This is a genomic window from Pseudomonas sp. 2VD (assembly GCF_005503585.1).
GTDB classification, from domain to species: domain Bacteria; phylum Pseudomonadota; class Gammaproteobacteria; order Pseudomonadales; family Pseudomonadaceae; genus Pseudomonas; species Pseudomonas aeruginosa.
The window spans coordinates 1-20,532 of the sequence record NZ_SCND01000074.1; the positions used below are offsets into that span (position 1 = coordinate 1).

Genomic DNA, 20,532 nt, shown 5'->3' on the forward strand with positions numbered 1-20,532 from the left:
GGGCGCTACCGTGACCCTGACCGACGGCAACGGCAACCCGATAGGGCAGGTCACCGCCGATGGCAGCGGCAACTGGAGCTTCACTCCGGGCACACCGCTGACCAACGGCACGGTGATCAACGCGGTGGCCCAGGACGCCGCCGGCAACACCAGCGGTCCGGTCAGCACCACGGTGGACGCGGTGGCTCCGGCCACTCCGGTGATCGACCCGAGCAATGGTGTCGAACTCAGCGGCACCGCCGAACCCGGCGTCCGGGTGATCCTCACCGATGGCAATGGCAACCCGATCGGCCAGACCCTTGCCGACGGTAGCGGCAACTGGAGCTTCACGCCGGGCACGCCGCTGGCCAACGGCACGGTGGTCAACGCCGTGGCCCAGGACCCGGCCGGCAATACCAGCGGCCCGGCCAGCACCACGGTGGACACGGTGGCACCGGCCACGCCGGTGATCAATGCCAGCAACGGCAGCGTGATCACCGGGACCGCCGAGGTCGGCGCCAAGGTGATCCTCACCGATGGCAACGGCAACCCGATCGGCGAGACCACCGCCGACGGCAGCGGCAACTGGACCTTCACCCCCGGCACGCCGCTGGCCAACGGTACGGTGATCAACGCCGTCGCCGAGGACGCCGCGGGCAACGCCAGCGGTCCGGCCAGCACCACGGTGGACTCGGTGGCGCCGTCCGCTCCGCTGCTGAGCATCAGCGCCGACGGCGCGCTGCTGACCGGCACCGCCGAGCCGAACAGCCAGGTGCGCATCGTGGTCAACGGCGACACCGCCAACCCGATCACGGTCACCGTCGACGGCGCCGGCAACTTCAGCCTGCCGTTCGCGCCGCCGCTGATCACCGGCGAACTGATCGCTGGGGTTGCCGTGGACGCCGCCGGCAACGTCAGCGGGCCGGCCACCATCAACGCGCCGGACCTGGCGCCGCCGACCATCAGCGTGCCGGAAGCCGCCGATACCTGGATCAACGCCGCGGAGATCGGCGACGGCATCCAGGTCGATGTGACGGTCCGTCCGACCATGCAGGTCGGCCAGGTGGTCACGGTCAAGTTCGCCGGGCAGAACGGCTACGAGGCCGAGGTCAGCCATACCCTCACCGCCGGCGACATCGCCGCCGGCAACCTGACCCTGACCCTGACGCCTCCCGGCGGCATGGGCCCGTTCCCGGAGGGCGCCTCGACCGTCACCGCCGACATCAACGGCGGCACCGCGTCGACCCCGGTGCCGTTCACCATCGACACCATTCCGCCGGCGACCCCGGTGCTGTCCCTGGTCGGCAACATCCTGACCATCTCGGCGGAGCCGGGCACCGAGCTGACGGTCACCGTCGACGTCGGCGGGGTGACCGCCACCGCCACGGTGACCGCCGACAACAGCGGGCTGGCGTCGCTGAACCTGCTCACCGACCTGGATATCGACTTCAGTTGGGACCAGTTGCTCAATGCCCAGGTGTCGGTGGTCGGTCGCGACCCGGCCGGCAACCCGAGCAACACGGCGAGCATCGGCATCGGCACCAGCATCGAGCAACCGGTGACCATCGGTAACTTCGGCCTCGACGTCAGCCTCAACCCGCTGAACCCGCGTTTTGGTTTCAGCGGCACCACCGAGCCCAACTCCAGCGTGGTGATCCGGGTCATCACCCCGGCGTTGAACGTCGAATTGCTGCCGATCCAGGCGGACTCGTCCGGCAACTTCTCGCTGAACCTGCTGAGCCCGACCATCCTCACCCAGTTGGGGCTGAACATCACCGACATCCTCAACCTCGGCTCGCAGATCTCGTTCAACCTGGTGTCCACCGACAGCAACGGCAACGACAGCGCCGCCTACGGGATCACCCTGACCCCCAACGGACTGTCGCTCAACATCGGCCAGATCGATGTCAACGGTACTTCCGGCGACGACGTGCTGTCCGGCGCCAACGGCAGTTCGGAGCACATCAACGGCGGCGACGGCAGCGACCTGATCTTCAACGTGGGCACCGGCGATCACGTGGTGGCCGGCAACGGCAACGACACCATCCAGATCACCGCGACCGATTTCGTCAGCATCGATGGCGGCGCCGGGTTCGACACCCTGGTCCTGGCCAACGGCATCGACCTCGACTACAACGCCGTCGGCGTCGGCACGCTCAGCAACCTCGAGCGCATCGACCTCGGCAAGGGCGACTCGGGTAGCGTGCTGACCCTGACCGCGGCGGAGGTGGATGCCATCACCGATGCCAACAACACGTTGCAGATCACTGGTGAGAACAACGACACCCTGAACGTGGTGGGCGCGGTGAATACCGGTACCACGCAACTGATCAACGGCATTACCTACGACGTCTACACCTTCGGCAGTACCACCCTGCTGATCGAGGACAACACGGTACAGGTCGTGGTCTGATGCGCGGGCGCAGGCAGTACGCGCGCAAGGGACGGCGGCATGGGAAGGGAGCCATCTGGCTCCTTTCCCTGGGCCTGCCGATGTTCGCGTCGGCCATGCCCCTCGACCAGGCGGTCAGGGCAGGGCTGGCGATCCACCCGGAAGTACGATCCGCGATGGCCGAAGCGGACCGCGCAGGCACCGAGGTGGAGATGGCCAAAGGGGGGTACTACCCCTCCGTGACGATGTCCGGGGGGCCGCAGGAGTTCGACTTCGGCGAGATCGTCTACGATCTCACCGCGTCGCAGATGCTGTACGACTGGGGTCGGGTGACGAGCAAGGTCGACAGCGCCAGCGCGACCCAGCGCAAGCTGTCCGAGGCGGTGCTGGTGGCGCGCGACGACGCGGCGCTGGATATCGTCGAGACCTACCTCGACGTGCTCGCCTCGGAGCGCCGGGTGGAGGCGGTACGCGAACACATCCAGCGCCTCGACGGTATCCGCGAGATGACCCAGGCGCGCGGCGGCGACGGCTACGCCGACCGCAGCGAGCTGGATCGCGCCAATCTGGAACTGTCGCGGGCCCAGGAGCAGTTGTCGCTGGAGAAGGGCAACCTGCAGGACGCGCGCAACCAGTACGCGATCCTGGTCGGCCAGGAGCCCGCCGACCTGGTGGAGCCCGAGCCGATGTCGCTGCAACGCTACCTGGCGGCCAGCGATATGGCGCGGGTGATCCGCGAATCGCCTTTGCAGCGCAAGGCCCTGGAGGACGCCAATGTCGCCGAGGCCGAGGTCCGCGAGGCCAAGGCGTCGCTGCTGCCGCAACTGAACCTGGAGGCCAGCGCGCTGCGCCGGGAGATCGGCGGGCATCCGGAAAGCGACTCGGTGGTATCCCTGCGCTTCCGCATGGACACCTTCCAGGGGCTTTCCAACTTCCGCCGGCCGACCGCCGCGCAGCAGCGCCTGGAATCGGCGAAATGGAGCGCCGACGCGATGCAGCGCGACATCCGCCGGCAACTGCAGAACCTCTTCGACAACGGCGACACGCTGCGCTGGCGGGAACAGTCGCTGACCCAGCAGGTGACCGAGTCGGAGCAGGTCGGCGAGTTGTATCGCGAACAGTTCGAGGTTGGCCGGCGCGACGTGATCGACCTGCTCAACGTGCAGCGCGAGCGGTTCGAGGCAGAGCGGCAACTGATCAACCTGCGGATCGAACGCAAGCGCATCGAGTATCGGGCGGCCGCGCAAGTCGGCCTGTTGGGTCCGCTATTGGAGAACCGGCTGAATCATGGAAGCTGAGAAAACCCCGGATAACGTCGTGATCCTCAACCACGACCCCATCGTCGACCCGTTGCGCCAGGGCCTGCTGCTGCTCTGCCGGCAGCTCGGCCGGCCGCTCGGCGACGCCGAGCTGGTGGACGGTATGCCGCTGGAGCACGGTCGCCTGCCGTTGCACCTGGTGGCCCGCGCGTTGCGCCGCGCCGATATCACCGCCCAGGTCACCCGCCAGCCGTTGCGCCGGATCGACCGCTACCTGCTGCCGGCCCTGCTGCTGCTCGACGACGGCCGCGCCCTGGTGCTGGTGGGCAACGACGGCGAGCACGCCGAGGTGCTGGTGCCGCAGAGCGACGGCGGAAGCCAGAGGATGCCGCTGGCCGAGCTGGAAGCGCTGTACAGTGGCACGGCGATCTTCGCCAAGTGTCGCTACCGGCCGGACGGGCGGGTCGGCGACTACGCCAGCGCCTTGCCCGAGCACTGGTTCTTCGGCCCGCTCAAGCGGCTCTGGCGTTCCTACGCCGAGGTCACCGCCGCGGCGCTGGTGGCCAACGTCCTGGCGGTCGCCTCGGCACTGTTCGCCATGCAGGTCTACGACCGCGTGGTGCCCAACGCGGCGTTCGACACCCTGTGGATCCTCGCCAGCGGCGTGGCCCTGGCGATCGTCCTCGACGGGGTCCTGCGGATCATGCGCGGCCACCTGCTCAACGTGCTCGGCAAGCGCCTCGACCTGCAACTCTCGACCCTGCTGTTCTCCCGCGTGCTGAGCACCCGGGTCGCCGCCAAGCCGGCGTCGATGGGCGCCTTCAGTACCCAGGTGCGGGAGTTCGAGTCGGTGCGCGAGTTCTTCACCTCGTCCAGCGCGGCGCTGATCAGCGACCTGCCGTTCGTGGCGATCTTCCTGCTGATCATCGCCGTGATCGGCGGCCATGTGGTCTGGGTGCCGCTGGTGGCCTGCGTGCTGATGATCCTGCCGGGGCTGCTGACCCAGCGCCTGCTCGGCCACCTGTCGCGGCAGAACCTGCGCGAAGGGGCGATGAAGAACGGCGTGCTGCTGGAAGCCTTCGAACACCTGGAGACGGTCAAGGCGACCCGCGCCGAAGGCCGCTGCCTGCACCAGTGGGAAACCCTGACCGGCGAACTGGCCGGCACGGCGATGAAGACCCATACCCTGGCCTCGACCCTGAGCTACTCGGCGAGCATCGTCCAGCAGCTCTGCTACGTCGGCGTGGTGGTCTTCGGCGTCTATCGGATCAGCGAGGGCGCGATGACCGTCGGCGGCCTGGTGGCCTGCTCGATCCTCGCCTCGCGGGCCATCGCACCGCTGTCGCAGGCGGCCGGCATCCTCGGTCGCTGGCAGCACACCAAGGTGGCGATGGAAGGCCTCGACCAACTGATGAGCGCCGAGCAGGAGCGCCCCCAGGGCAAGCGCTTCGTGCACAAGGAGCGCCTGCAGGGACATTACCGCCTGGAGGGCGTGCGCCTGGCCCACGGCGACAGCCCGCCGGTGGTCGACGTGCAGGCCCTGAACATCCGCGCCGGCGAGCGGGTGGCGCTGCTCGGCGGCAACGGCGCCGGCAAGTCGACCCTGTTGCGCCTGCTCAGCGGCCTGCTCGACGCGCAGGCGGGACGCCTGCTGCTGGACGACGTCAGCCTGACCCAGATCGACCCAGCCGACCGCCAGCGCGGTATCGGCTACCTGCCGCAGGACGTGGCGCTGTTCCATGGCAGCCTGCGCGACAACCTCAACCTGGAGAACGCCGCGCTGGGCGACGAGGAACTGCTGGAGACCCTCGACGGGGTCGGCCTGGGCGCCTTCGTCCGCGGCCACCCGCTGGGGCTGGACATGCCGATCCAGGGCAACGCCAGCCTGTCCGGCGGCCAGCGCCAGGCCGTCGGGCTGGCCCGGGTGCTGCTACAGGACCCTCCGATCCTGCTGCTCGACGAGCCGACCGCGGCCTTCGACCAGGGCAGCGAGAAACAGGTCATCGACTACCTGCAGCAATGGCTGGGCAAGCGCACCCTGGTCATCACCACCCACAAGAAAAGCATGCTCGCCCTGGTCGAGCGTGCGGTGGTCCTGCGCCAGGGCAGGGTGATCATGGACGGCCCGCTGGAGCAGGTGGTGCAGGGCAACCAGGTACAGGCACCGCAGGCCGCCGAAGGAGGCAACCATGGACTCTGACCGCGACGCCGCCGCCCTGCGCCGGCAGCTGGCCGACCCGTTGCTGGCGGCTACCCACCCGGTCTACCGGCCGCTGCTCTGGACCCTGCTCGGTTGCGTGCTGCTGTTCATCGGCTGGGCGGCCTGGGCGCAACTGGACGAGGTGACCCGCGGCGACGGTCGGGTCGTGCCGTTCAGCCGCATCCAGAAGATCCAGAGCCTGGAGGGCGGCATCCTCGACCGCCTGCTGGTGAAGGAGGGCGACCTGGTGGAAGTCGGCCAGCCGCTGGTGCGCCTCGACGAGACGCGCTTCCTCACCAACTTCCAGGAGTCGGCGAACCAGGCCAGCGTGCTGCGCGCGGCCATTGCCCGGCTCGACGCCGAGGTGCTCGGCAAGAAGAGCATCGAGTTCCCGCCGGACGTCGATCCCGAGGGGCCGCTGGCGCGTTCCGAACGCGAGCTGTTCAAGTCGCGCCGCGACAAACTGGTGGAGGGCACCCAGGCGATCCAGCGGCAGATCCACCTGGCGCAGAGCCAGCTCGACCTGGTTCGCCCGCTGGTGGCCAAGCGTGCGGTGAGCCAGATGGAGGCGCTCAAGCTGAGCCAGGACATCGCCACCCTCAGCGGCAAGCTGACCGAGCTGAAAAGCACCTATTTCCAGGATGCCTATACCGAGCGCGCCCAGCGCAAGGCCGATCTCAGCGCCCTGGAACCGATCGTCCAGCAGCGCCAGGACCAGTTGCGCCGCACCGAGATCCTGTCGCCGGTGCGCGGGCGGGTGAACACCGTGCTGATCAACACCCGCGGCGGGGTGATCCAGCCCGGCGAGCCGATCATGGAAGTGATCCCGGTAGAGGAGCGCCTGCTGGTGGAGGCGAAGATCAAGCCGCGCGACGTGGCCTTCCTCGTTCCCGGCATGCCGGCCAAGGTGAAGATCACCGCCTACGACTACACCATCTACGGCGACCTCAAGGGCACCCTGGAGCAGATCAGCGCCGACACCATCGAGGAGGAGACCCCGCATGGCAAGGAGTCCTACTACCAGGTGCTGATCAAGACCGATGGCAGCCAGCTGAAGCGCGGCGAGGAGGTATTGCCGATCATTCCGGGGATGGTTGCCGAGGTGGACATCCTCAGCGGCAAGCGCAGCGTGCTCAACTACCTGCTGCGGCCGCTGATCAAGGCGCGCCTGTACTGAGGCGCGCCGCGCGCGTCCCGGTAGCCGCTCGCCCGTTGCCGCTCCGACAGCGGCGCGTCGTGGCAGGGGCAGCGTGCCGGATTCATTGGCGCGGACGCAGGTATGGCCCACTGTTCCGCCGAACTCGGCTGGTGCTGTATCTGTCGCGCTGGCGAGCCGACGGCTTAGTCTGGCGTTCCCTGCCGGAGGATATCGTCGTGATCGGTCTGCCCACCCTGACGCTGTTCGTCGTCGCCGTGCTGATGCTGCTGCTTTCCCCGGGGCCGAACATGGCCTTCGTCATGGGCCATGGCATGAGTCTCGGGTGGCGTGGCGGCGCGGTCGCCGCGGCGGGGATCGCCTGCGCCGATCTGCTGCTGACGGCCCTGACGGTGAGTGGGGTGACCGCGCTGGTGGCGAGCTGGCCGCCGGCCTTCGACATCATCCGCTATGCCGGGGTGCTCTACCTGCTCTGGCTGGCCTACGGGATGCTCCATGACAAGGCCGCCGCGCCGACGCAAACGCTGAGCGTCCTGCCGCTGCGCCAGGTGTTCCTGCGCGCGCTGCTGAACAGTCTGCTGAACCCCAAGGCATTGCTGTTCTTCATGGTCTTCCTGCCGCAGTTCGTCGAACCTTCGGCCGGACCGGTGGCGCTGCAATTGATGCAACTGGGCGGGGTGCTGGCCCTGGTGGCGCTGCTTTTCCACCTGTTGCTCGGTGGCCTGAGCGGTCCGCTCGGCGCCTGGCTGCGCCGCCATCGGCCGTTCGCCGTGGCGCAATCGCGGCTGCTCGGCCTGCTGATGCTCGGGCTGGCGCTGAGGCTGCTGTTGCTTGGGCGCGAACGCTAGGCATCGCGCCGAGCTGCGAGGCGCTGTCGGGTCCTGGCGTCGAGTAGCTCGCGCAGGGTCTTGAACAGCGGTGCGCGGTCGGTATAGCGACGGCCGTAGTCGAGGTTGAAGGCATAGTCGAAGTCCGCCGGATTGTCGCCCTGGGTGTGCTGGAGCAGGGTTTCCAGCTTGTCCAGCGCTTTCACTGCCAGGGCTTCGGCGGTCTCGCCGCGCTCGTATTCGTCCCACAGGGCGAGCAGGCGATCGCGCAGCGGCGTGTCCAGATGACGGGTCAGCTGCAACAGGTCGGCGCGTTCCTGTTCGCCCTTGTCCGGGTGCGCCGCTTGCTCGACGGCGGGGATGTCGCCGTGGATCGCTTCGCCGAGGTCGTGGACCACGCACATGCGCAGAACCTTGCCGAGGTCCAGGCCGGCCAGTTGGTCCTCGAAGGCCAGTGCCATCAGGCACAGCCGCCAGCTATGTTCGGCGGTGCTTTCCGGGCGGCCGGAGGAGGTGTGCGCGGAGCGCAGGACGTCTTTCAGGCGTTCGGCTTCGCGGAGGAATTCGAGGCGGTTGCTCAGCAGTTCGAGGGACATGGCGCGGGCTCCGCTACCGGTGAAACGAGCCTGCAAGCCTAGGCGCGGCGGTGCTGAAGGTCCATGGATAAAATATCCGTGGCGACGTCAGAGGGTTTCCACCAGGCGCACCGCGCGTCCGTCCGAGAGGGTCATGCGGGTCCAGCGGCAACGGCTGCGCCGGATCGGCACGATGGCCGAGGCGTTCGCTCCGCTGGCGAACTCCAGCGCCGGCGGTGCCAGCAGTTCGCGCCAGCCGAGTTCCTCGAGGGTGGCTTCCTGGCGGAGGATTTCCTCGCTGCAATAGGGCCACAGCGAACGGTCGAGCAGTTCGCCGAGAGGCACGCCGAATTGCGCGGCGCGTGCCGGCGAACAGGCCAGCAAGCGATGGGTGAGGTCGCAGATCAGGTGCACGGGTTGCGGGTTGGCCTCGACCAGGCGGGCCAGTGCCTGGTCGGCGGCGCTTTCCAGGCGGGCGCCGAGCAGACGCTCCAGGCGTGCCCGTTCCTCCACCAGCAGCGCCTGGGTACCGGACTCCCAGCGCGAGATGGTCGATTGCGCCACGCCGAGCAATTCGGCGGCATGCGTTTGCTTGATCCGGTGCAGCAGGCGCCAGCGACGCAGGGCGGGGCCCAGGGACGAAGAAGGGAGAGGCTCGGTCATGCTTGGCTACGCGGGCGAATGGACGCTGAAGTCTGCGCCCGACGCCGGGCGGAGGCAAATCGGCGCGACACCGGGGGAACCCGTATGGTCGGCGGCGATCCTCGGAGGGCCGCCCGCGCCGCGCCGGCAGCCGTGGAGCTGCCGGCGGGCGTCTCGCTCAGGCCTTGGCGAAGGAGGTGGGGAAGGGCAGGTTGTACAGGCGTTGCCCGGTGGCGGCGAAGATCGCATTGGCCAGCGCCGGGCCGATGGGCGCCACGCCGGGTTCGCCGACCCCGGTGGGCGCTTCGCCGGAGGGCACGATGTGCACTTCGACCTTGGGCATCTCGGCGATCCGCAGCACCTGGTAGCCGTCGAAGTTGTTCTGCTCGACCTTGCCGTCCTTCAGGGTGATCGCGCTGTGCAGGATCGCGCCGAGGCCGAAGCCGATGCCGCCCTCCATCTGCGCGGCGATCACGTCCGGGTTGATCGGGATGCCGCAGTCCACCGCACAGACCACCCGCTCGACCTTCAGCTTGCCGTCCTTGTCCACCGAGACCTCGACCACCTGGGCGACGAAGGTCTTGAATGCCTCGGTCACCGCGATCCCGCGCCCGCGCCCGGCGGGCAGCGGCCTGGACGGGTCCCAGCCGGCCTTTTCCGCAGCCAGTTCGAGCACGCCGCGCAGGCGCGGCTGCTCTGCCAGCAGGTCGCGGCGGAACAGGTAGGGGTCCTTGCCGGCGGCCTGCGCGGCCTCGTCGATGAACGCCTCCACCGCGTAGACCGTGTGCGAGCTGCCGACCACCCGCCACCACAGGACCGGCACGCCGACCTGGGTGGTGCTCAGCTCGACCGAGACATTGGGCACCGCATAGGGCAGGTTGGCGGCGCCTTCCACCGAGGTGGCGTCGACGCCGTCCTTGACCATCACCGCGGCGAACGGCGTGCCTTCCAGGATCGACTGGCCGACGATGCGATGTTGCCAGCCGACCAGCTTGCCGTCGGCGTCGAGCCCGGCTTCGAGCCGGTGGTAGTACATCGGCCGGTAGAAGCCGCCGTGGATGTCGTCCTCGCGGGTCCATTGCAGCTTCACCGGCACGCCGTTGGCGCCCAGCGCCTTGGCGATCGATACCGCCTCGACGATATAGTCCGACCAGGCGTTGGCGCGCCGGCCGAAGCTGCCGCCGGCGTAGAGCGTATTGATCTTCACCTGCTCCGGCTTCAGCCCGGCGGTGCGCGCCGCGTTGCCCTGGTCGACGGTCTGGAACTGGTCGCCGGCCCAGATCTCGCAGCTGTCGGCGGTCAGCCTGACCACTGCGTCCAGCGGCTCCATCGGCGCATGGGCAAGGAACGGGAACTCGTAGCTGGCGGCGATCCTGCGGGTCGCCCCGGCCACCGCCTTGGCGGCGTCGCCGTCCCTGCGCGCGGGCTTGCCGGGTTGCTCGGCGAGCTTGCGGTACTCCGCCATCAGCGCCTCGGAACCACGCTTCTCGGCCTTGCTCTCGTCCCACTCGACCTTGAGCGCGTCGCGGCCTTGCTTCGCCGCCCAGAAGCCCTTGGCGACCACCGCCACGCCGTGCGGCACCTGGACCACCTCGACCACCCCCGGAATCGCCCTGGTCGCCGTGGCGTCGAACGATTTCACCGTGGCGCCGAACAGCGGCGGGCGCTGGAGCAGGGCGACCAGCATGCCGGGCAGGCTGACGTCGAGGGTGAATTGCGCACTGCCGTCGGTCTTGCCGGGAACGTCGACGCGCGGCGCCTGGTGACCGATCAGGCGGAAGTCCTTGGGATCCTTCAATTGCACGTTTTCCGGCACCGGCAGTTCCGCCGCCGCAGCGGCCAGCGAACCGTAGCTGGCCTTGCGCTGGCTGGCCGGATGTTCGACGAAGCCGTCGCGGGTACGCAGTTCGGCGGCTGGTACCTGCCACTGGCGGGCGGCGGCCTCGACCAGCATCGCGCGCGCCTTGGCCCCGGCCTCGCGCAATTGCATCCAGGAGTTGGCCATCGCCGAACTGCCGCCGGTGCCCTGCATGGTGCCGAAGGCCAGGTTGGCGTAGCGCTTGGCGTCGGCGGGCGCGCTTTCCACGCGGACCTTGCTCCAGTCCGCGTCGAGTTCCTCGGCGACGATGGTGGCGATACCGGTATAGGCGCCCTGGCCCATCTCCACGTGCTTGGCGATCACCGTGACACTGTCGTCCGGGGCGATCCGCAGGAAGGCGTTGGGCGCGAAGCCGGCGTCCGGCAGGGCCGCGGCGAGGGCGCGCCGGGCTCCGCTCCACTGGAAGCCGATGGTCAGGCCGACCACCGCGGCGCCTTTGAGGAAGCCGCGGCGCGAGCCGGGCAGGGCGTTGCTCAGATCGATCTTGCTGTTCATGGCGTCAGGCCTTCAGGGTGTCGGCGGCTTCGTGGATGGCGGCGCGGATCCGCACATAGGCGGCGCAGCGGCAGATGTTGCCGTTCATCGCGGCATCGATGTCGGCGTCGCTGGGGCTGGCGTTCTGCTCCAGCAGCGCGGTGGCGGACATGATCTGGCCGGACTGGCAGTAGCCGCACTGCGGTACCTGGAGCTTGACCCAGGCGTCCTGCACGGCCTTGCCGGGCTTGCTCTGGATACCCTCGATGGTGGTGACGCGCTTGCCGGCGACCGCGGAGACCGGCAGCACGCAGGAACGTACCGCGGTGCCGTCCAGCTGCACGGTGCAGGCGCCGCACTGGGCCATGCCGCAGCCGAACTTGGTGCCGTGCAGGCCGGCGCTTTCCCGGATGGCCCAGAGCAGGGGCATGTTGGGATCGACGTCGAGGGTGACGTTCTTGCCGTTCAGGACGAGCGAGGTGGGCATGCTGATTCTCCACGGAAAGGCCCGGGCAGGGCGTTATCTCTTATCAGGCAGGGATGCATCGGGCGAAGTGTGCGCGAAGGACGAAACGGACGCCTTGCACGATCCTGCGAAAGTCTAGATCAATCCTGCCGAGCGTCCCGGCGGGCGCGGCGCGGAAACGCGGCGAAACAACTCCGTCGGCGCAGGCGTTCCCCCGCCATCGGCAACGCGCTAGGATCGCTGCCGTCGGTGACTGACGCCCGCCCGGGCGGCACGCACTTTCAGCCGGAAGCGGGACGACCCGTTTTCCCTCTTTCATTGCGCGGGGACGACCCTGCAGAGAGGCTGAAAATGGCGTGGATCTATCTCTTGCTCGCCGGTGTCTTCGAAATCGTCTGGGCCACGGCCATGAAGGAGTCGGCCGGCTTCACCCGCCTGTGGCCGAGCCTGGTCACCCTGCTGTTCATGATCCTCAGCTTCGGCCTGCTGGCCGTTTCCATGAAAACCCTGCCCCTCGGCACGGCCTATACCATCTGGGTCGGCATCGGTGCGGTCGGCGCCTTCGCCCTGGGCATCCTGCTCTTCGGCGAAAGCCCGAGCCCGTTGCGGCTGCTGGCGGTGGGGCTGATCGTGGCCGGCATCGTCATTCTCAAGCTGGCGACCCGCCAGGGCTGAGGGGTGACCACCATGTACGCATCCTTCGCTCCCGCGACCTGGGCCTTGCTCGCCTACCTCTTCGGCGCGCTCGCCCTTTGCCTGCTCATGCTGGGATTGGGCCGGGTGCTGGGCGGCCGGTCGCATGGCCGGGCGAAGAACCTGCCGTTCGAGTCGGGGGTTGATTCCACCGGCTCGTCGCGCTTGCGCTTCTCGGTCAAGTACGCGTTGGTCGCCATGCTGTTCGTGATCTTCGGCATCGAGATGCCGTTCCTCTACCTCTGGGCGGTGTCGCTGCGGGAGAATGGCTGGGCGGGTTTCGTCGAGGCGACGCTGTTCGTCTCCCTGCTGCTGGTCGGACTGTTCTACCTGCACCGGGTCGGCGCCCTCGACTGGTCGCCGGAGCGCCGGCGGAAAAAGCCGCACGACTAGTCGTGGAGGATCACCAGCAGGTAGCGGCAGGCTTGCCCGGCGGTGGCGAAGGTCACCGCGCGGTCGACGCCGAAGTCCAGGCGGTCGCCGCGTTGCAGGTGGAACGACTGCTCGCCGTAATCCACCCGCAGCGCACCCTCGACCAGCCACAGGCGCTGCCGGTAGGGCCGGCCGCCCCAGCGGGGATAGTCGAGGCGGGCGTTCGCCGGGATCTCCACTTCCACCATTTCGCAGCCGCTGCGCGGATCGCGAGCGCCGACCTGGCGGCGGCGGTAGCCGCTGGCCGGGTCTTCCCACACTTCCTGCTGCGCGCGCCGGCAGAGCGGTTCTGCCGGCGCCTGCGTGTCGCCGAGCAGCTCGGAGAGGGCGACCCCCAGGCCGCTGGCGAGACGGCCGAGGACGCTGGCGGTGGGGCTGCTTTGGTTGCGCTCGATGCGCGAGATCATCGCCTTGCTCACCGCGCAGCGTTCGGCCAGTTGGGCGAGGGTCAGCTCGCGCTCCTTGCGCAGGGCGGCTAGGCGTCGGGCAATCAGTTCGTCGATGTCCATGGGTGGCCCTGGCGGATTTTTCTCGTCCATGATAGTCACTGTCCAATATATTGGAAATTCGACCTTGCATTGGAACTTGCCCGCGATGACCGAACCGACGATTCGCCGCCTGGCTGGCGAGGAGATCCTGGCGCGCCTGGACGAACTGGCCGAGGTACTGCTGGACTGCGTGGAAGGCGGGGCTTCGGTCAGCTTCATGTGGCCGTTGCCGCGGGAGCGGGCGCTGGCCTTCTGGCGCGGCGTCGGCGAGAGCGTGGCGGGCGACGAACGCCTGCTGCTGGTGGCGGAAGCGGAGGGGCGGATCGTCGGTACCGTGCAACTGCTTCTCGACCAACCGCCGAACCAGCCGCACCGCGCCGACGTGGCGAAGATGCTGGTGCACCGGCGTGCGCGTCGGCGCGGCATCGGCGAGGCGCTGATGGGCGAGCTGGACCGGCTCGCCCGGGCCTGCGGCAAGTCCCTGCTGGTGCTGGACACGGTCAGCGGCAGCGCCGCCGAACGGCTGTACCTGAAGACCGGCTGGACACGGGTCGGGGAAATCCCGGACTACGCCCTGATGCCGGACGGCACGCCCTGTCCCACCACCTATTTCTACAAGCGCCTGGCTGCTGCCGGCTGACCGAAGATGCCAGCGTTCCCAAGGCAGGCCGGATAGAATCGGCGGATGCGAGAGATTCGGGGTCGATGGTGGAGTTACTGCAAGGGTTCGTCCTGACCCGGCACTGGCGCGATACGCCGGCCGGCACGGAAGTCGCGTTCTGGCTGGCCACCGAGCAGGGCCCGCGGCAGGTGCGGCTGCCGCCGCAGCCGTCGGTGGCGTTCGTCCTCGCCGAGCAGCGCGGGCGCGTCGAGTCCCTGCTCGCCGGGGAGACTGGCGCCGAGCTGCGGCCGCTGGCGCTGCGCGACTTCCAGCAGCGGCCGGTGCTCGGCCTGTACTGCCAGCAGCATCGCCAACTGATGAATCTGGAGAAACGCTTGCGCCAGGCCGGCGTCGAGGTGTTCGAGGCCGATATCCGGCCGCCGGAGCGCTACCTGATGGAGCGCTTCATCACCGCGCCGGTCAGCCTGGAGGCGAGTGTCGAGGCTGACGGCAGCCTGCTCGCCCGGCGCCTGAAGCCGGCTCCGGACTATCGCCCGCGCCTGCGCCTGGTGTCGCTGGACATCGAGACCAACGCCCGCGGCGATCTCTACTCCATCGCCCTGGAAGGCTGCGGCCAGCGCCAGGTATACATGCTCGGCCCGGCCAACGGCGATGCCGCGGCCGTGGATTTCCGCCTCGACTATTGCGACAGCCGTGCCGGGCTGCTGGAACGTCTCAACCAGTGGCTGGCCGAGCACGATCCCGACGCCATCATCGGCTGGAACCTGGTGCAGTTCGACCTGCGCGTCCTGCATGAGCATGCCCAGCGCCTGAAGGTGCCGCTGCGCCTGGGGCGTGGCGGCGACGAAATGGGCTGGCGCGAGCACGGCAGCCGCAACAACCACTTTTTCGCCGCGGCGGCCGGCCGCCTGATCATCGATGGCATCGAGGCGCTGCGCTCGGCGACCTGGAGCTTCCCCTCGTTCAGCCTGGAGAACGTCGCCCGGACCCTGCTCGGCGAAGGCAAGGCGATCGACAATCCATACCAGCGGATGGACGAGATCGATCGCATGTTCGCCGAGGACAAGCCGGCCCTGGCGCACTACAACCTGAAGGACTGCGAACTGGTGACGCGGATCTTCGCCCGTACCGAACTGCTCGACTTCCTCCTCGAACGGGCCACCGTCACCGGCCTGCCGGCGGACCGCAGCGGCGGCTCGGTGGCGGCCTTCACCCACCTGTACATGCCGTTGATGCACCGCGCCGGCTTCGTCGCCCCGAACCTCGGCGAGAAGCGTCCGGAAGCCAGTCCCGGCGGCTTCGTCATGGACTCGCGGCCGGGCCTCTACGAATCGGTGCTGGTGCTCGACTACAAGAGCCTGTATCCGTCGATCATCCGTACCTTCCTGATCGACCCGGTCGGCCTGGTGGAAGGCCTGCGCCAGCCGGACGACGAGCACTCGGTGGAAGGCTTTCGCGGCGCCCGCTTCTCGCGTACCCGGCATTGCCTGCCGGCCATCGTCGCACGGGTCTGGGAGGGCCGCGAGGCGGCCAAGCGCGAACGCAACCAGCCGCTCTCGCAGGCGTTGAAGATCATCATGAACGCCTTCTACGGGGTGCTGGGTTCCAGCGGCTGCCGCTTCTTCGACCCGCGCCTGGCCTCGTCCATCACCCTGCGCGGGCATCGGATCATGCGCCGTACCCGCGAGCTGATCGAGGCCGAGGGCTATACGGTGATCTATGGCGATACCGACTCCACCTTCGTCTGGCTCGGCAGCCCCCGCGCCGAGGAGGAGGCCGCGGCCATCGGCCGGGCGCTGGTGGCGCGGGTCAACGACTGGTGGCGCGAGCACCTGAAAGAAGAATTCGGCCTCGACAGCGCCCTCGAGCTGCAATTCGAGACCCATTACCGGCGTTTTCTCATGCCCACCGTGCGCGGCGCCGAGGAGGGCAGCAAGAAACGCTACGCCGGCCTGGTGCGCCGCGCCGACGGTGGCGAGGAGATGGTCTTCAAGGGCCTGGAGACCGTGCGCACCGACTGGTCGCCGCTGGCCCAGCGCTTCCAGCAGGAACTCTACCTGCGCATCTTCAATCGCCAGCCCTACCAGGACTACGTGCGCGATTACGTACGACGGACCCTGGCCGGCGAGCTGGACGACCTGCTGGTCTACCGCAAGCGCCTGCGCCGGCGCCTCGACGATTACCAGCGCAACGTGCCGCCGCATGTGCGCGCGGCGCGCATCGCCGACGACTACAACCTCGAGCGCGGGCGCCCGCGGCAGTACCAGAGCGGCGGCTGGATCAGCTACGTGATCAGCGTCGCCGGTCCCGAGCCGCTCGAGGCGCGGCGTGCGGCCATCGACTACGAGCACTACGTGGGCAAGCAGTTGCAGCCGGTGGCCGACGCCATCCTGCCGTTCGTCGGCGATGATTTCGCCACTTTGGTCGACCGGCAGATGGCACTATTCTGAGGCTCATTGGCGGATGAGCCGCTGGTCCAGCTGGCGCAGCCGTTCCCGGTCGAGGTTGCGCGGCAGGACGAGAGTGTCCGAGCCGTTGGTCAACGGCGATTCCACGGGCCTGTTGAGTGGGATGACGATACGCTCGGCGTCGTAACGGATTTCCTTGGCGTTGGTCAGGCCCTGCTTCTGTAGCTGATGGATGGCTTCGAGGCGGGCGTCGGCGTCGGCTGCGCTGGGCGCCGATTGCATGACCTTCAGGTAGATGTCCAGTGCCTCCCGGCCATTGAACGGACCTTGCCCCAGGTGCTTCACGAATACCCGGTAGACGCCTCCCACCGCGCGGCACAGGCGGCTGTTGCCGTTCTGTGCGGCGATGTCGGCCTGCAGCCTGGCGTCGCACTGCTGCTTGCTCATGTTGCGGGCTTCGGACTTTTCGCTTTGCGCGCAGTAGGCGCTGCCGTAGAGGTCGCCGTCCTTGTCGCAGCGGCCGTAGCAGATATCGTGCAGGCGGCAGGCCTCGCTGAGCGAGCAGCCCGCGACGTCGTCCGGAACCAGATACTGGGTGAAGCCGGAGCCGCAATAGGTGGCCTTGTCTTCGGCGGCGCTGGCGGCGGGCGCCATCCGCGGGGCGAGCAGAACGACGGCGAAGCCGATCAGGAGCAGGCTAGAGAGGGTTTTCATAGAGGACGTCCTGTTCGCTGCGGGTGCCGGGTTCCGAGAGCTGCCGTTGCAGCCGCCGGTGCATGGCCGTGGCTTTGAGGTAATGGAAGTCGAAGCACTTGCCGAACGAGAAGTTCTTCCGCACCGGGTCGTGGCACTCCCGGTAGTAGGAGGCGCCAGCCGTACGTTCGTAGATGGCCTTGCTGACGGCGGTGGCCATGAAGGCGATCACCTGGTCGTTGAAGATATCGTTGTGGTCGGCGATGAAGGACTGCGAGGTGTAGATGAAGTTGACCGGCTCGTTGCTGTAGCAGGGCATGCGCGGCAGCGCCGGATCGGCGTTGCCGCCGTCCGCGCTGCAGAAGCTCCTGAAGCGCCATTTGCCGATATCGGTGTCGTCGATCACCCGTGGTTCGGGCGGTCTTGGCGCGCAGTTGTCGCTGCCATCCGGCAGCGGGCACTCGCGGTCGATCAGCAGGGCGGTCCGATACAGGCTGTAGTTGCCGAGGGCGGTGGTATCCAGGTCTTCTTCCCGGAGGCGATAGCGGGTTCCGTTGTAGGTCCTGTCCAGGTCCACCTGGCTCCAGGTGAGGTTGACGCCGACCCATTGGCCGAGCGGGAAGGCGAAGTGGGTGGCGCTGTCGCCGTGCGAACTGATGACGTACAGCAGCGGCGGCGGCTGGGTTCCCAGGGCGCCGACCTTGAGGCTGTTCTCCTTGAGCAGCAGGCCCTGATTGGCCTCTATCGCCGGATTCAGCATGATTACCGCGTCGCCGAAGGCGCGTATCCGCTGACCGTCCTGGAGAGCCAGCAGGCGTTCGAGCAACGGGTCGTGAAGTGCGCCGAGGGTGATTGCGCCGCCGAAGCTGTGGCCCATGCATCGACTTGCCCCGCCAGCCAACATAGAGGCCGACCAGCCTGCGTTTGCCCAGCACCCCGGAGGAGGCGAGATTGGCGAGTGCCTTGTTGAAGCTGGCGACGTTGCCGTCGTCCCGTCCCGCGTTGTGCTTCCAACCGTGAATGAACACCACCATGGCGATGTCCCCCCGGGCGGAGTAGCGCTTTAGCTGGTCGATCAGGCGTTGCGTTCTGGCAGGCGCGAAGTCGTTGCCGCGCTCGCTGTATTCGACGAAGCCGATCTCGTAGTTCGGATGGCGTTCGTAGTAGCTGTCGCTGCAAGGCCGCATGTCGGCGCAGGTCGATTCGCTGTCATCGCGCAGCGGGGCGTTGGCGGCGCAGCCTGCCAGCAGGCAGGCTGCGAGAAGGGCGAGTATTTTCATGACGATTCCCGCGTGGAGATTCTTTTCCGGCGCGCCAGAACTCGACCGGTCGCTACCCGTTACGCAGGCCGGTCGGTACGCTCTGGCGCTGTCGGTGCCCGTGTCGCCGGCCGGGTGCTGTCATGGGGGATGGGAGAGCGCAGGCGGAGAAGTCGTCCCGCGAAAGGCTGGGGAGGCGTGTGTCAGGGTCCCCTGGAAGCGGGCCTGGGATATCCCGGAAAGGCTCGTCGTGGGGCGAACTGTCGAAGACGTTGACATGCTGAACCACCACTTCCGTGTCTGTTCTGCAACTGTCTATAGACCGCCGGGGGATGGGTGTCAAAGTGCCACTTCGCAGCCTTCCGCATGGTGGATGGCTGCGAAGGAGAGTCGATCAGGCCAGTTGCGCCGGGTCGAGCATGTCGCTCTCGAAGGTCATCCAGCCGCCGTTCTCGCTGGCCGCGCCGTCGAGGATCGGGCCGTAGTAGGTGAGGCCGATGGTCAGGCTGAAGCAGATGTGGGTAGCGTTCTCCGGGGCGTCCAACTGGCCTTCGAAGCGCAGCTTGAGCACGCCCGGCTCGACGCTTTCCAGGCCGATGGCGACGTTCGGGTTGTCCACGGCCTCGCTTTCGCGGCCGCGTTGCTCGGCGCTGACGGTGAGGGTCACGGTGTCTCGGTACATGTCTTGCTCCAGTTGGCGTGGGGCCGGCGTCGCCAGCGCGGCGGACAGACTACTGGCAGACGCGCCGGCTGGCCAGTGCTGGCTGCGGCAGGCGCCGCGCGGGGCCTGGGAATCATTCGCCGGCGGCGCAGTCCAACTGCGCATCACCAACCGACCCCCGAGGGGATGATGAAGCTACCCGTGCTCGCTGTATTGGGCGCCGCGCTGCTGTTGAGCGCCTGCGCGAAGAAGGAGGCCGAGGCCTGTGCCTCGCCGGACGTGAAGGACCAACTGATGCGGATCTTCCTCCAGGGCGCGATCACCGAGCGCTCGCCGGAGTTCAAGGACAGCGCGCTGCGCGACGTGGCGATCCTCGAGAAGGATCCCGACAGCGGCGTGCTGTCCTGTGTCGGCACCCTCAGCGTGCCGGCCGGCCAGCAGGTGGTCGAGGGCGTCCTGCAATATCGCATCGCCCCGGTGGCCAAGTCCGACTACGACTACCTGCTGCTGGATACCGCCGGCGCCAACACCACCGCCCTGGCGCAGCGCCTGAACAAGGCGCTCGGCCAGTGATCGCGCGCCTCGCTCAGGGTACGCCGTTGCGGCCGTGGGCGAGGAAGCCGGGACGGGCGCCGAGGCGCTCGTAATAGGCGCGCACCGCTGGCAGCGACGGATGCTCGAACGGCGTCTCGTACCAGCGGTTGACCGACAGGCCGATGGCGATGTCGGCCAGGCTGAAGGTCTCGCCGGCGACATAGGCGCCGGTGCGTAGCAGTTGTCCCTCGAGGATTTCCATGAAGCCCGTCCAGCCGCGCAACGAAGCCTCCACCTGGGCCGCGTCGCGGTGCGCCGGCGACTGCCGGACCAGGCTCATGAAGGCATAGCTCCACGAGCGGTTGAGGTCGGAGGCCTGCCAGTCCAGCCACTGGTCGACCCGCGCGCGCGGCGCCGCCTGCTGCGGATAGAGGCGTTCGCCGGCATAGCGGTTGGCCAGGTAGCGGATGATGCTGTTGGATTCCCAGAGCACCAGTTCGCCGTCGCGCAGCACCGGCACCATGGCGTTCGGGTTGAGGGCGAGGAACTCCGCCGCGTGGGTGTCGCGGAAGCCGCTGCCCCAGTCTTCGCGGCGGTAGGGCAGGTCCAGTTCGGCGCAGGTCCAGAGCACCTTGCGCACGTTGATCGAAGAGGCCTTTCCGAGAATCTCCAGCATGGCGATGGCGCGTCCTTGGGCGGATAGGAAGGCTCCGAGTATACGGGCCGATCCCGCCGACGGGGAGCGGCTCGAGCGGGGGCGCCGGCTAGGCGCGGCTGGTTTGCCGGCGGCCCGGGCGGCGGCGCGCCCAGAGGGCGAAGTAGAGCCAGCCGATGACGAACGATGGCGCCACGCTCGCCAATGGATGCGGCGTGCCCGAGAGCCAGTGCAGCGC

The 20,532-nt window shown here is 68.2% G+C and carries 19 protein-coding genes and 1 pseudogene; 10 read left to right on the top strand and 10 right to left on the bottom strand.

Annotation, left to right across the window (positions count from 1 at the left end; all coding sequences use genetic code 11):
- The 5 genes from FFS27_RS11085 to FFS27_RS11105 all read left to right on the top strand — a co-directional run.
- On the top strand, positions 1 to 2,392 hold a 2,392-nt coding region (locus tag FFS27_RS11085; protein ID WP_137952007.1), incomplete at its 5' end, for an Ig-like domain-containing protein.
- Positions 2,392 to 3,669, top strand: coding sequence for a TolC family protein (locus FFS27_RS11090; RefSeq protein ID WP_003102743.1), 1,278 nt, complete (start codon positions 2,392 to 2,394; stop codon positions 3,667 to 3,669). The genes FFS27_RS11085 and FFS27_RS11090, both read left to right, overlap by 1 nt.
- Entirely contained in the window at positions 3,659 to 5,830 is a 2,172-nt protein-coding gene (locus FFS27_RS11095) for a type I secretion system permease/ATPase (protein WP_003088105.1), read from the top strand. The genes FFS27_RS11090 and FFS27_RS11095 overlap by 11 nt, the downstream gene beginning before the upstream one ends.
- Positions 5,820 to 7,007, top strand: coding sequence for an HlyD family efflux transporter periplasmic adaptor subunit (locus FFS27_RS11100; RefSeq protein ID WP_021264658.1), 1,188 nt, complete (start codon positions 5,820 to 5,822; stop codon positions 7,005 to 7,007). The genes FFS27_RS11095 and FFS27_RS11100 overlap by 11 nt, the downstream gene beginning before the upstream one ends.
- A 197-nt stretch (positions 7,008 to 7,204) precedes the next feature.
- Positions 7,205 to 7,834, top strand: a complete 630-nt coding sequence (locus tag FFS27_RS11105) for a LysE family translocator (protein WP_023101338.1) — start codon at positions 7,205 to 7,207, stop codon at positions 7,832 to 7,834.
- Here the strand turns inward: FFS27_RS11105 and FFS27_RS11110 are convergent.
- The 4 genes from FFS27_RS11110 to FFS27_RS11125 all read right to left on the bottom strand — a co-directional run bounded on the left by FFS27_RS11110 (position 7,831) and on the right by FFS27_RS11125 (position 11,870).
- The gene (locus tag FFS27_RS11110) at positions 7,831 to 8,409 is read right to left on the bottom strand and encodes an HD domain-containing protein (RefSeq protein WP_003110488.1); all 579 of its coding nucleotides are present in this window, start codon (positions 8,407 to 8,409) and stop codon (positions 7,831 to 7,833) included. The genes FFS27_RS11105 and FFS27_RS11110 overlap by 4 nt on opposite strands.
- An 87-nt stretch (positions 8,410 to 8,496) precedes the next feature.
- Positions 8,497 to 9,051 (bottom strand): helix-turn-helix domain-containing protein, encoded by a 555-nt coding sequence (locus FFS27_RS11115; RefSeq protein ID WP_021264660.1) that lies wholly within the window; start codon positions 9,049 to 9,051, stop codon positions 8,497 to 8,499.
- A gap of 157 nt (positions 9,052 to 9,208) precedes the next feature.
- Positions 9,209 to 11,404 (bottom strand): xanthine dehydrogenase family protein molybdopterin-binding subunit, encoded by a 2,196-nt coding sequence (locus FFS27_RS11120; protein WP_023091929.1) that lies wholly within the window; start codon positions 11,402 to 11,404, stop codon positions 9,209 to 9,211.
- Positions 11,405 to 11,408: 4 nt separating this feature from the next.
- A complete protein-coding gene (locus FFS27_RS11125) occupies positions 11,409 to 11,870 on the bottom strand; it encodes a (2Fe-2S)-binding protein (RefSeq protein ID WP_003102736.1) in 462 nt (153 codons plus the stop codon).
- Positions 11,871 to 12,200: 330 nt separating this feature from the next.
- On the opposite strand from FFS27_RS11125, the gene FFS27_RS11130 reads away from it, so the two are divergent.
- Together FFS27_RS11130 and ndhC are read left to right on the top strand one after the other, a co-directional pair.
- On the top strand, positions 12,201 to 12,524 hold the full coding sequence (locus FFS27_RS11130; RefSeq protein WP_003102734.1) for a DMT family transporter: 324 nt from the start codon (positions 12,201 to 12,203) through the stop codon (positions 12,522 to 12,524).
- 12 nt (positions 12,525 to 12,536) lie between these two features.
- Positions 12,537 to 12,935, top strand: coding sequence for an NADH-quinone oxidoreductase subunit A (gene ndhC / locus FFS27_RS11135; RefSeq protein WP_003088123.1), 399 nt, complete (start codon positions 12,537 to 12,539; stop codon positions 12,933 to 12,935).
- On the opposite strand, the gene FFS27_RS11140 is transcribed toward ndhC, so the two are convergent.
- Positions 12,932 to 13,483: a helix-turn-helix domain-containing protein gene (locus tag FFS27_RS11140; RefSeq protein WP_003132721.1), complete on the bottom strand. Its 552-nt coding sequence runs from the start codon at positions 13,481 to 13,483 to the stop codon at positions 12,932 to 12,934. The genes ndhC and FFS27_RS11140 overlap by 4 nt on opposite strands.
- An 85-nt stretch (positions 13,484 to 13,568) precedes the next feature.
- Here FFS27_RS11140 and FFS27_RS11145 point away from each other — a divergent pair, with 85 nt between their 5' ends.
- Both FFS27_RS11145 and FFS27_RS11150 read left to right on the top strand, forming a co-directional pair.
- Positions 13,569 to 14,102: a GNAT family N-acetyltransferase gene (locus FFS27_RS11145; RefSeq protein ID WP_003102722.1), complete on the top strand. Its 534-nt coding sequence runs from the start codon at positions 13,569 to 13,571 to the stop codon at positions 14,100 to 14,102.
- A gap of 68 nt (positions 14,103 to 14,170) precedes the next feature.
- Positions 14,171 to 16,534, top strand: a complete 2,364-nt coding sequence (locus tag FFS27_RS11150) for a DNA polymerase II (RefSeq protein WP_023981145.1) — start codon at positions 14,171 to 14,173, stop codon at positions 16,532 to 16,534.
- Positions 16,535 to 16,537: 3 nt separating this feature from the next.
- Here the strand turns inward: FFS27_RS11150 and FFS27_RS11155 are convergent, their stop codons facing one another.
- From FFS27_RS11155 to FFS27_RS34020, 3 genes are all read right to left on the bottom strand, one after another.
- Positions 16,538 to 17,206, bottom strand: coding sequence for a hypothetical protein (locus FFS27_RS11155; RefSeq protein ID WP_021264663.1), 669 nt, complete (start codon positions 17,204 to 17,206; stop codon positions 16,538 to 16,540).
- Positions 17,190 to 18,062 (bottom strand): hypothetical protein, encoded by an 873-nt coding sequence (locus tag FFS27_RS11160; protein WP_021264664.1) that lies wholly within the window; start codon positions 18,060 to 18,062, stop codon positions 17,190 to 17,192. The genes FFS27_RS11155 and FFS27_RS11160 overlap by 17 nt, the downstream gene beginning before the upstream one ends.
- 776 nt (positions 18,063 to 18,838) lie before the next feature.
- Positions 18,839 to 19,126: a hypothetical protein gene (locus FFS27_RS34020; protein ID WP_021264665.1), complete on the bottom strand. Its 288-nt coding sequence runs from the start codon at positions 19,124 to 19,126 to the stop codon at positions 18,839 to 18,841.
- Positions 19,127 to 19,291: 165 nt separating this feature from the next.
- On the opposite strand from FFS27_RS34020, the gene FFS27_RS34025 reads away from it, so the two are divergent.
- Complete coding sequence (locus tag FFS27_RS34025) at positions 19,292 to 19,678, top strand: hypothetical protein (protein WP_003115740.1); 387 nt, start codon at positions 19,292 to 19,294, stop codon at positions 19,676 to 19,678.
- 13 nt (positions 19,679 to 19,691) lie between these two features.
- Here the strand turns inward: FFS27_RS34025 and FFS27_RS11170 are convergent, their stop codons facing one another.
- A complete protein-coding gene (locus FFS27_RS11170) occupies positions 19,692 to 20,315 on the bottom strand; it encodes a glutathione S-transferase family protein (RefSeq protein ID WP_003088140.1) in 624 nt (207 codons plus the stop codon).
- Positions 20,316 to 20,403: 88 nt separating this feature from the next.
- A pseudogene (locus FFS27_RS33580) lies at positions 20,404 to 20,532 on the bottom strand (hypothetical protein); the annotation flags it as partial.

Bases quoted from the DNA above. Each gene is read 5' to 3' on its own strand.
- FFS27_RS11090 (WP_003102743.1), top strand. From the start codon at position 2,392: ATGCGCGGGCGCAGGCAGTACGCGCGCAAGGGACGGCGGCATGGGAAG.
- FFS27_RS11095 (WP_003088105.1), top strand. From the start codon at position 3,659: ATGGAAGCTGAGAAAACCCCGGATAACGTCGTGATCCTCAACCACGAC.
- FFS27_RS11100 (WP_021264658.1), top strand. From the start codon at position 5,820: ATGGACTCTGACCGCGACGCCGCCGCCCTGCGCCGGCAGCTGGCCGAC.
- FFS27_RS11110 (WP_003110488.1), bottom strand. From the start codon at position 8,409: ATGTCCCTCGAACTGCTGAGCAACCGCCTCGAATTCCTCCGCGAAGCC.
- FFS27_RS11115 (WP_021264660.1), bottom strand. From the start codon at position 9,051: ATGACCGAGCCTCTCCCTTCTTCGTCCCTGGGCCCCGCCCTGCGTCGC.
- FFS27_RS11120 (WP_023091929.1), bottom strand. From the start codon at position 11,404: ATGAACAGCAAGATCGATCTGAGCAACGCCCTGCCCGGCTCGCGCCGC.
- FFS27_RS11125 (WP_003102736.1), bottom strand. From the start codon at position 11,870: ATGCCCACCTCGCTCGTCCTGAACGGCAAGAACGTCACCCTCGACGTC.
- FFS27_RS11130 (WP_003102734.1), top strand. From the start codon at position 12,201: ATGGCGTGGATCTATCTCTTGCTCGCCGGTGTCTTCGAAATCGTCTGG.
- ndhC (WP_003088123.1), top strand. From the start codon at position 12,537: ATGTACGCATCCTTCGCTCCCGCGACCTGGGCCTTGCTCGCCTACCTC.
- FFS27_RS11140 (WP_003132721.1), bottom strand. From the start codon at position 13,483: ATGGACATCGACGAACTGATTGCCCGACGCCTAGCCGCCCTGCGCAAG.
- FFS27_RS11145 (WP_003102722.1), top strand. From the start codon at position 13,569: ATGACCGAACCGACGATTCGCCGCCTGGCTGGCGAGGAGATCCTGGCG.
- FFS27_RS11155 (WP_021264663.1), bottom strand. From the start codon at position 17,206: ATGAAAACCCTCTCTAGCCTGCTCCTGATCGGCTTCGCCGTCGTTCTG.
- FFS27_RS11160 (WP_021264664.1), bottom strand. From the start codon at position 18,062: ATGGGCCACAGCTTCGGCGGCGCAATCACCCTCGGCGCACTTCACGAC.
- FFS27_RS34020 (WP_021264665.1), bottom strand. From the start codon at position 19,126: ATGTACCGAGACACCGTGACCCTCACCGTCAGCGCCGAGCAACGCGGC.
- FFS27_RS34025 (WP_003115740.1), top strand. From the start codon at position 19,292: ATGATGAAGCTACCCGTGCTCGCTGTATTGGGCGCCGCGCTGCTGTTG.
- FFS27_RS11170 (WP_003088140.1), bottom strand. From the start codon at position 20,315: ATGCTGGAGATTCTCGGAAAGGCCTCTTCGATCAACGTGCGCAAGGTG.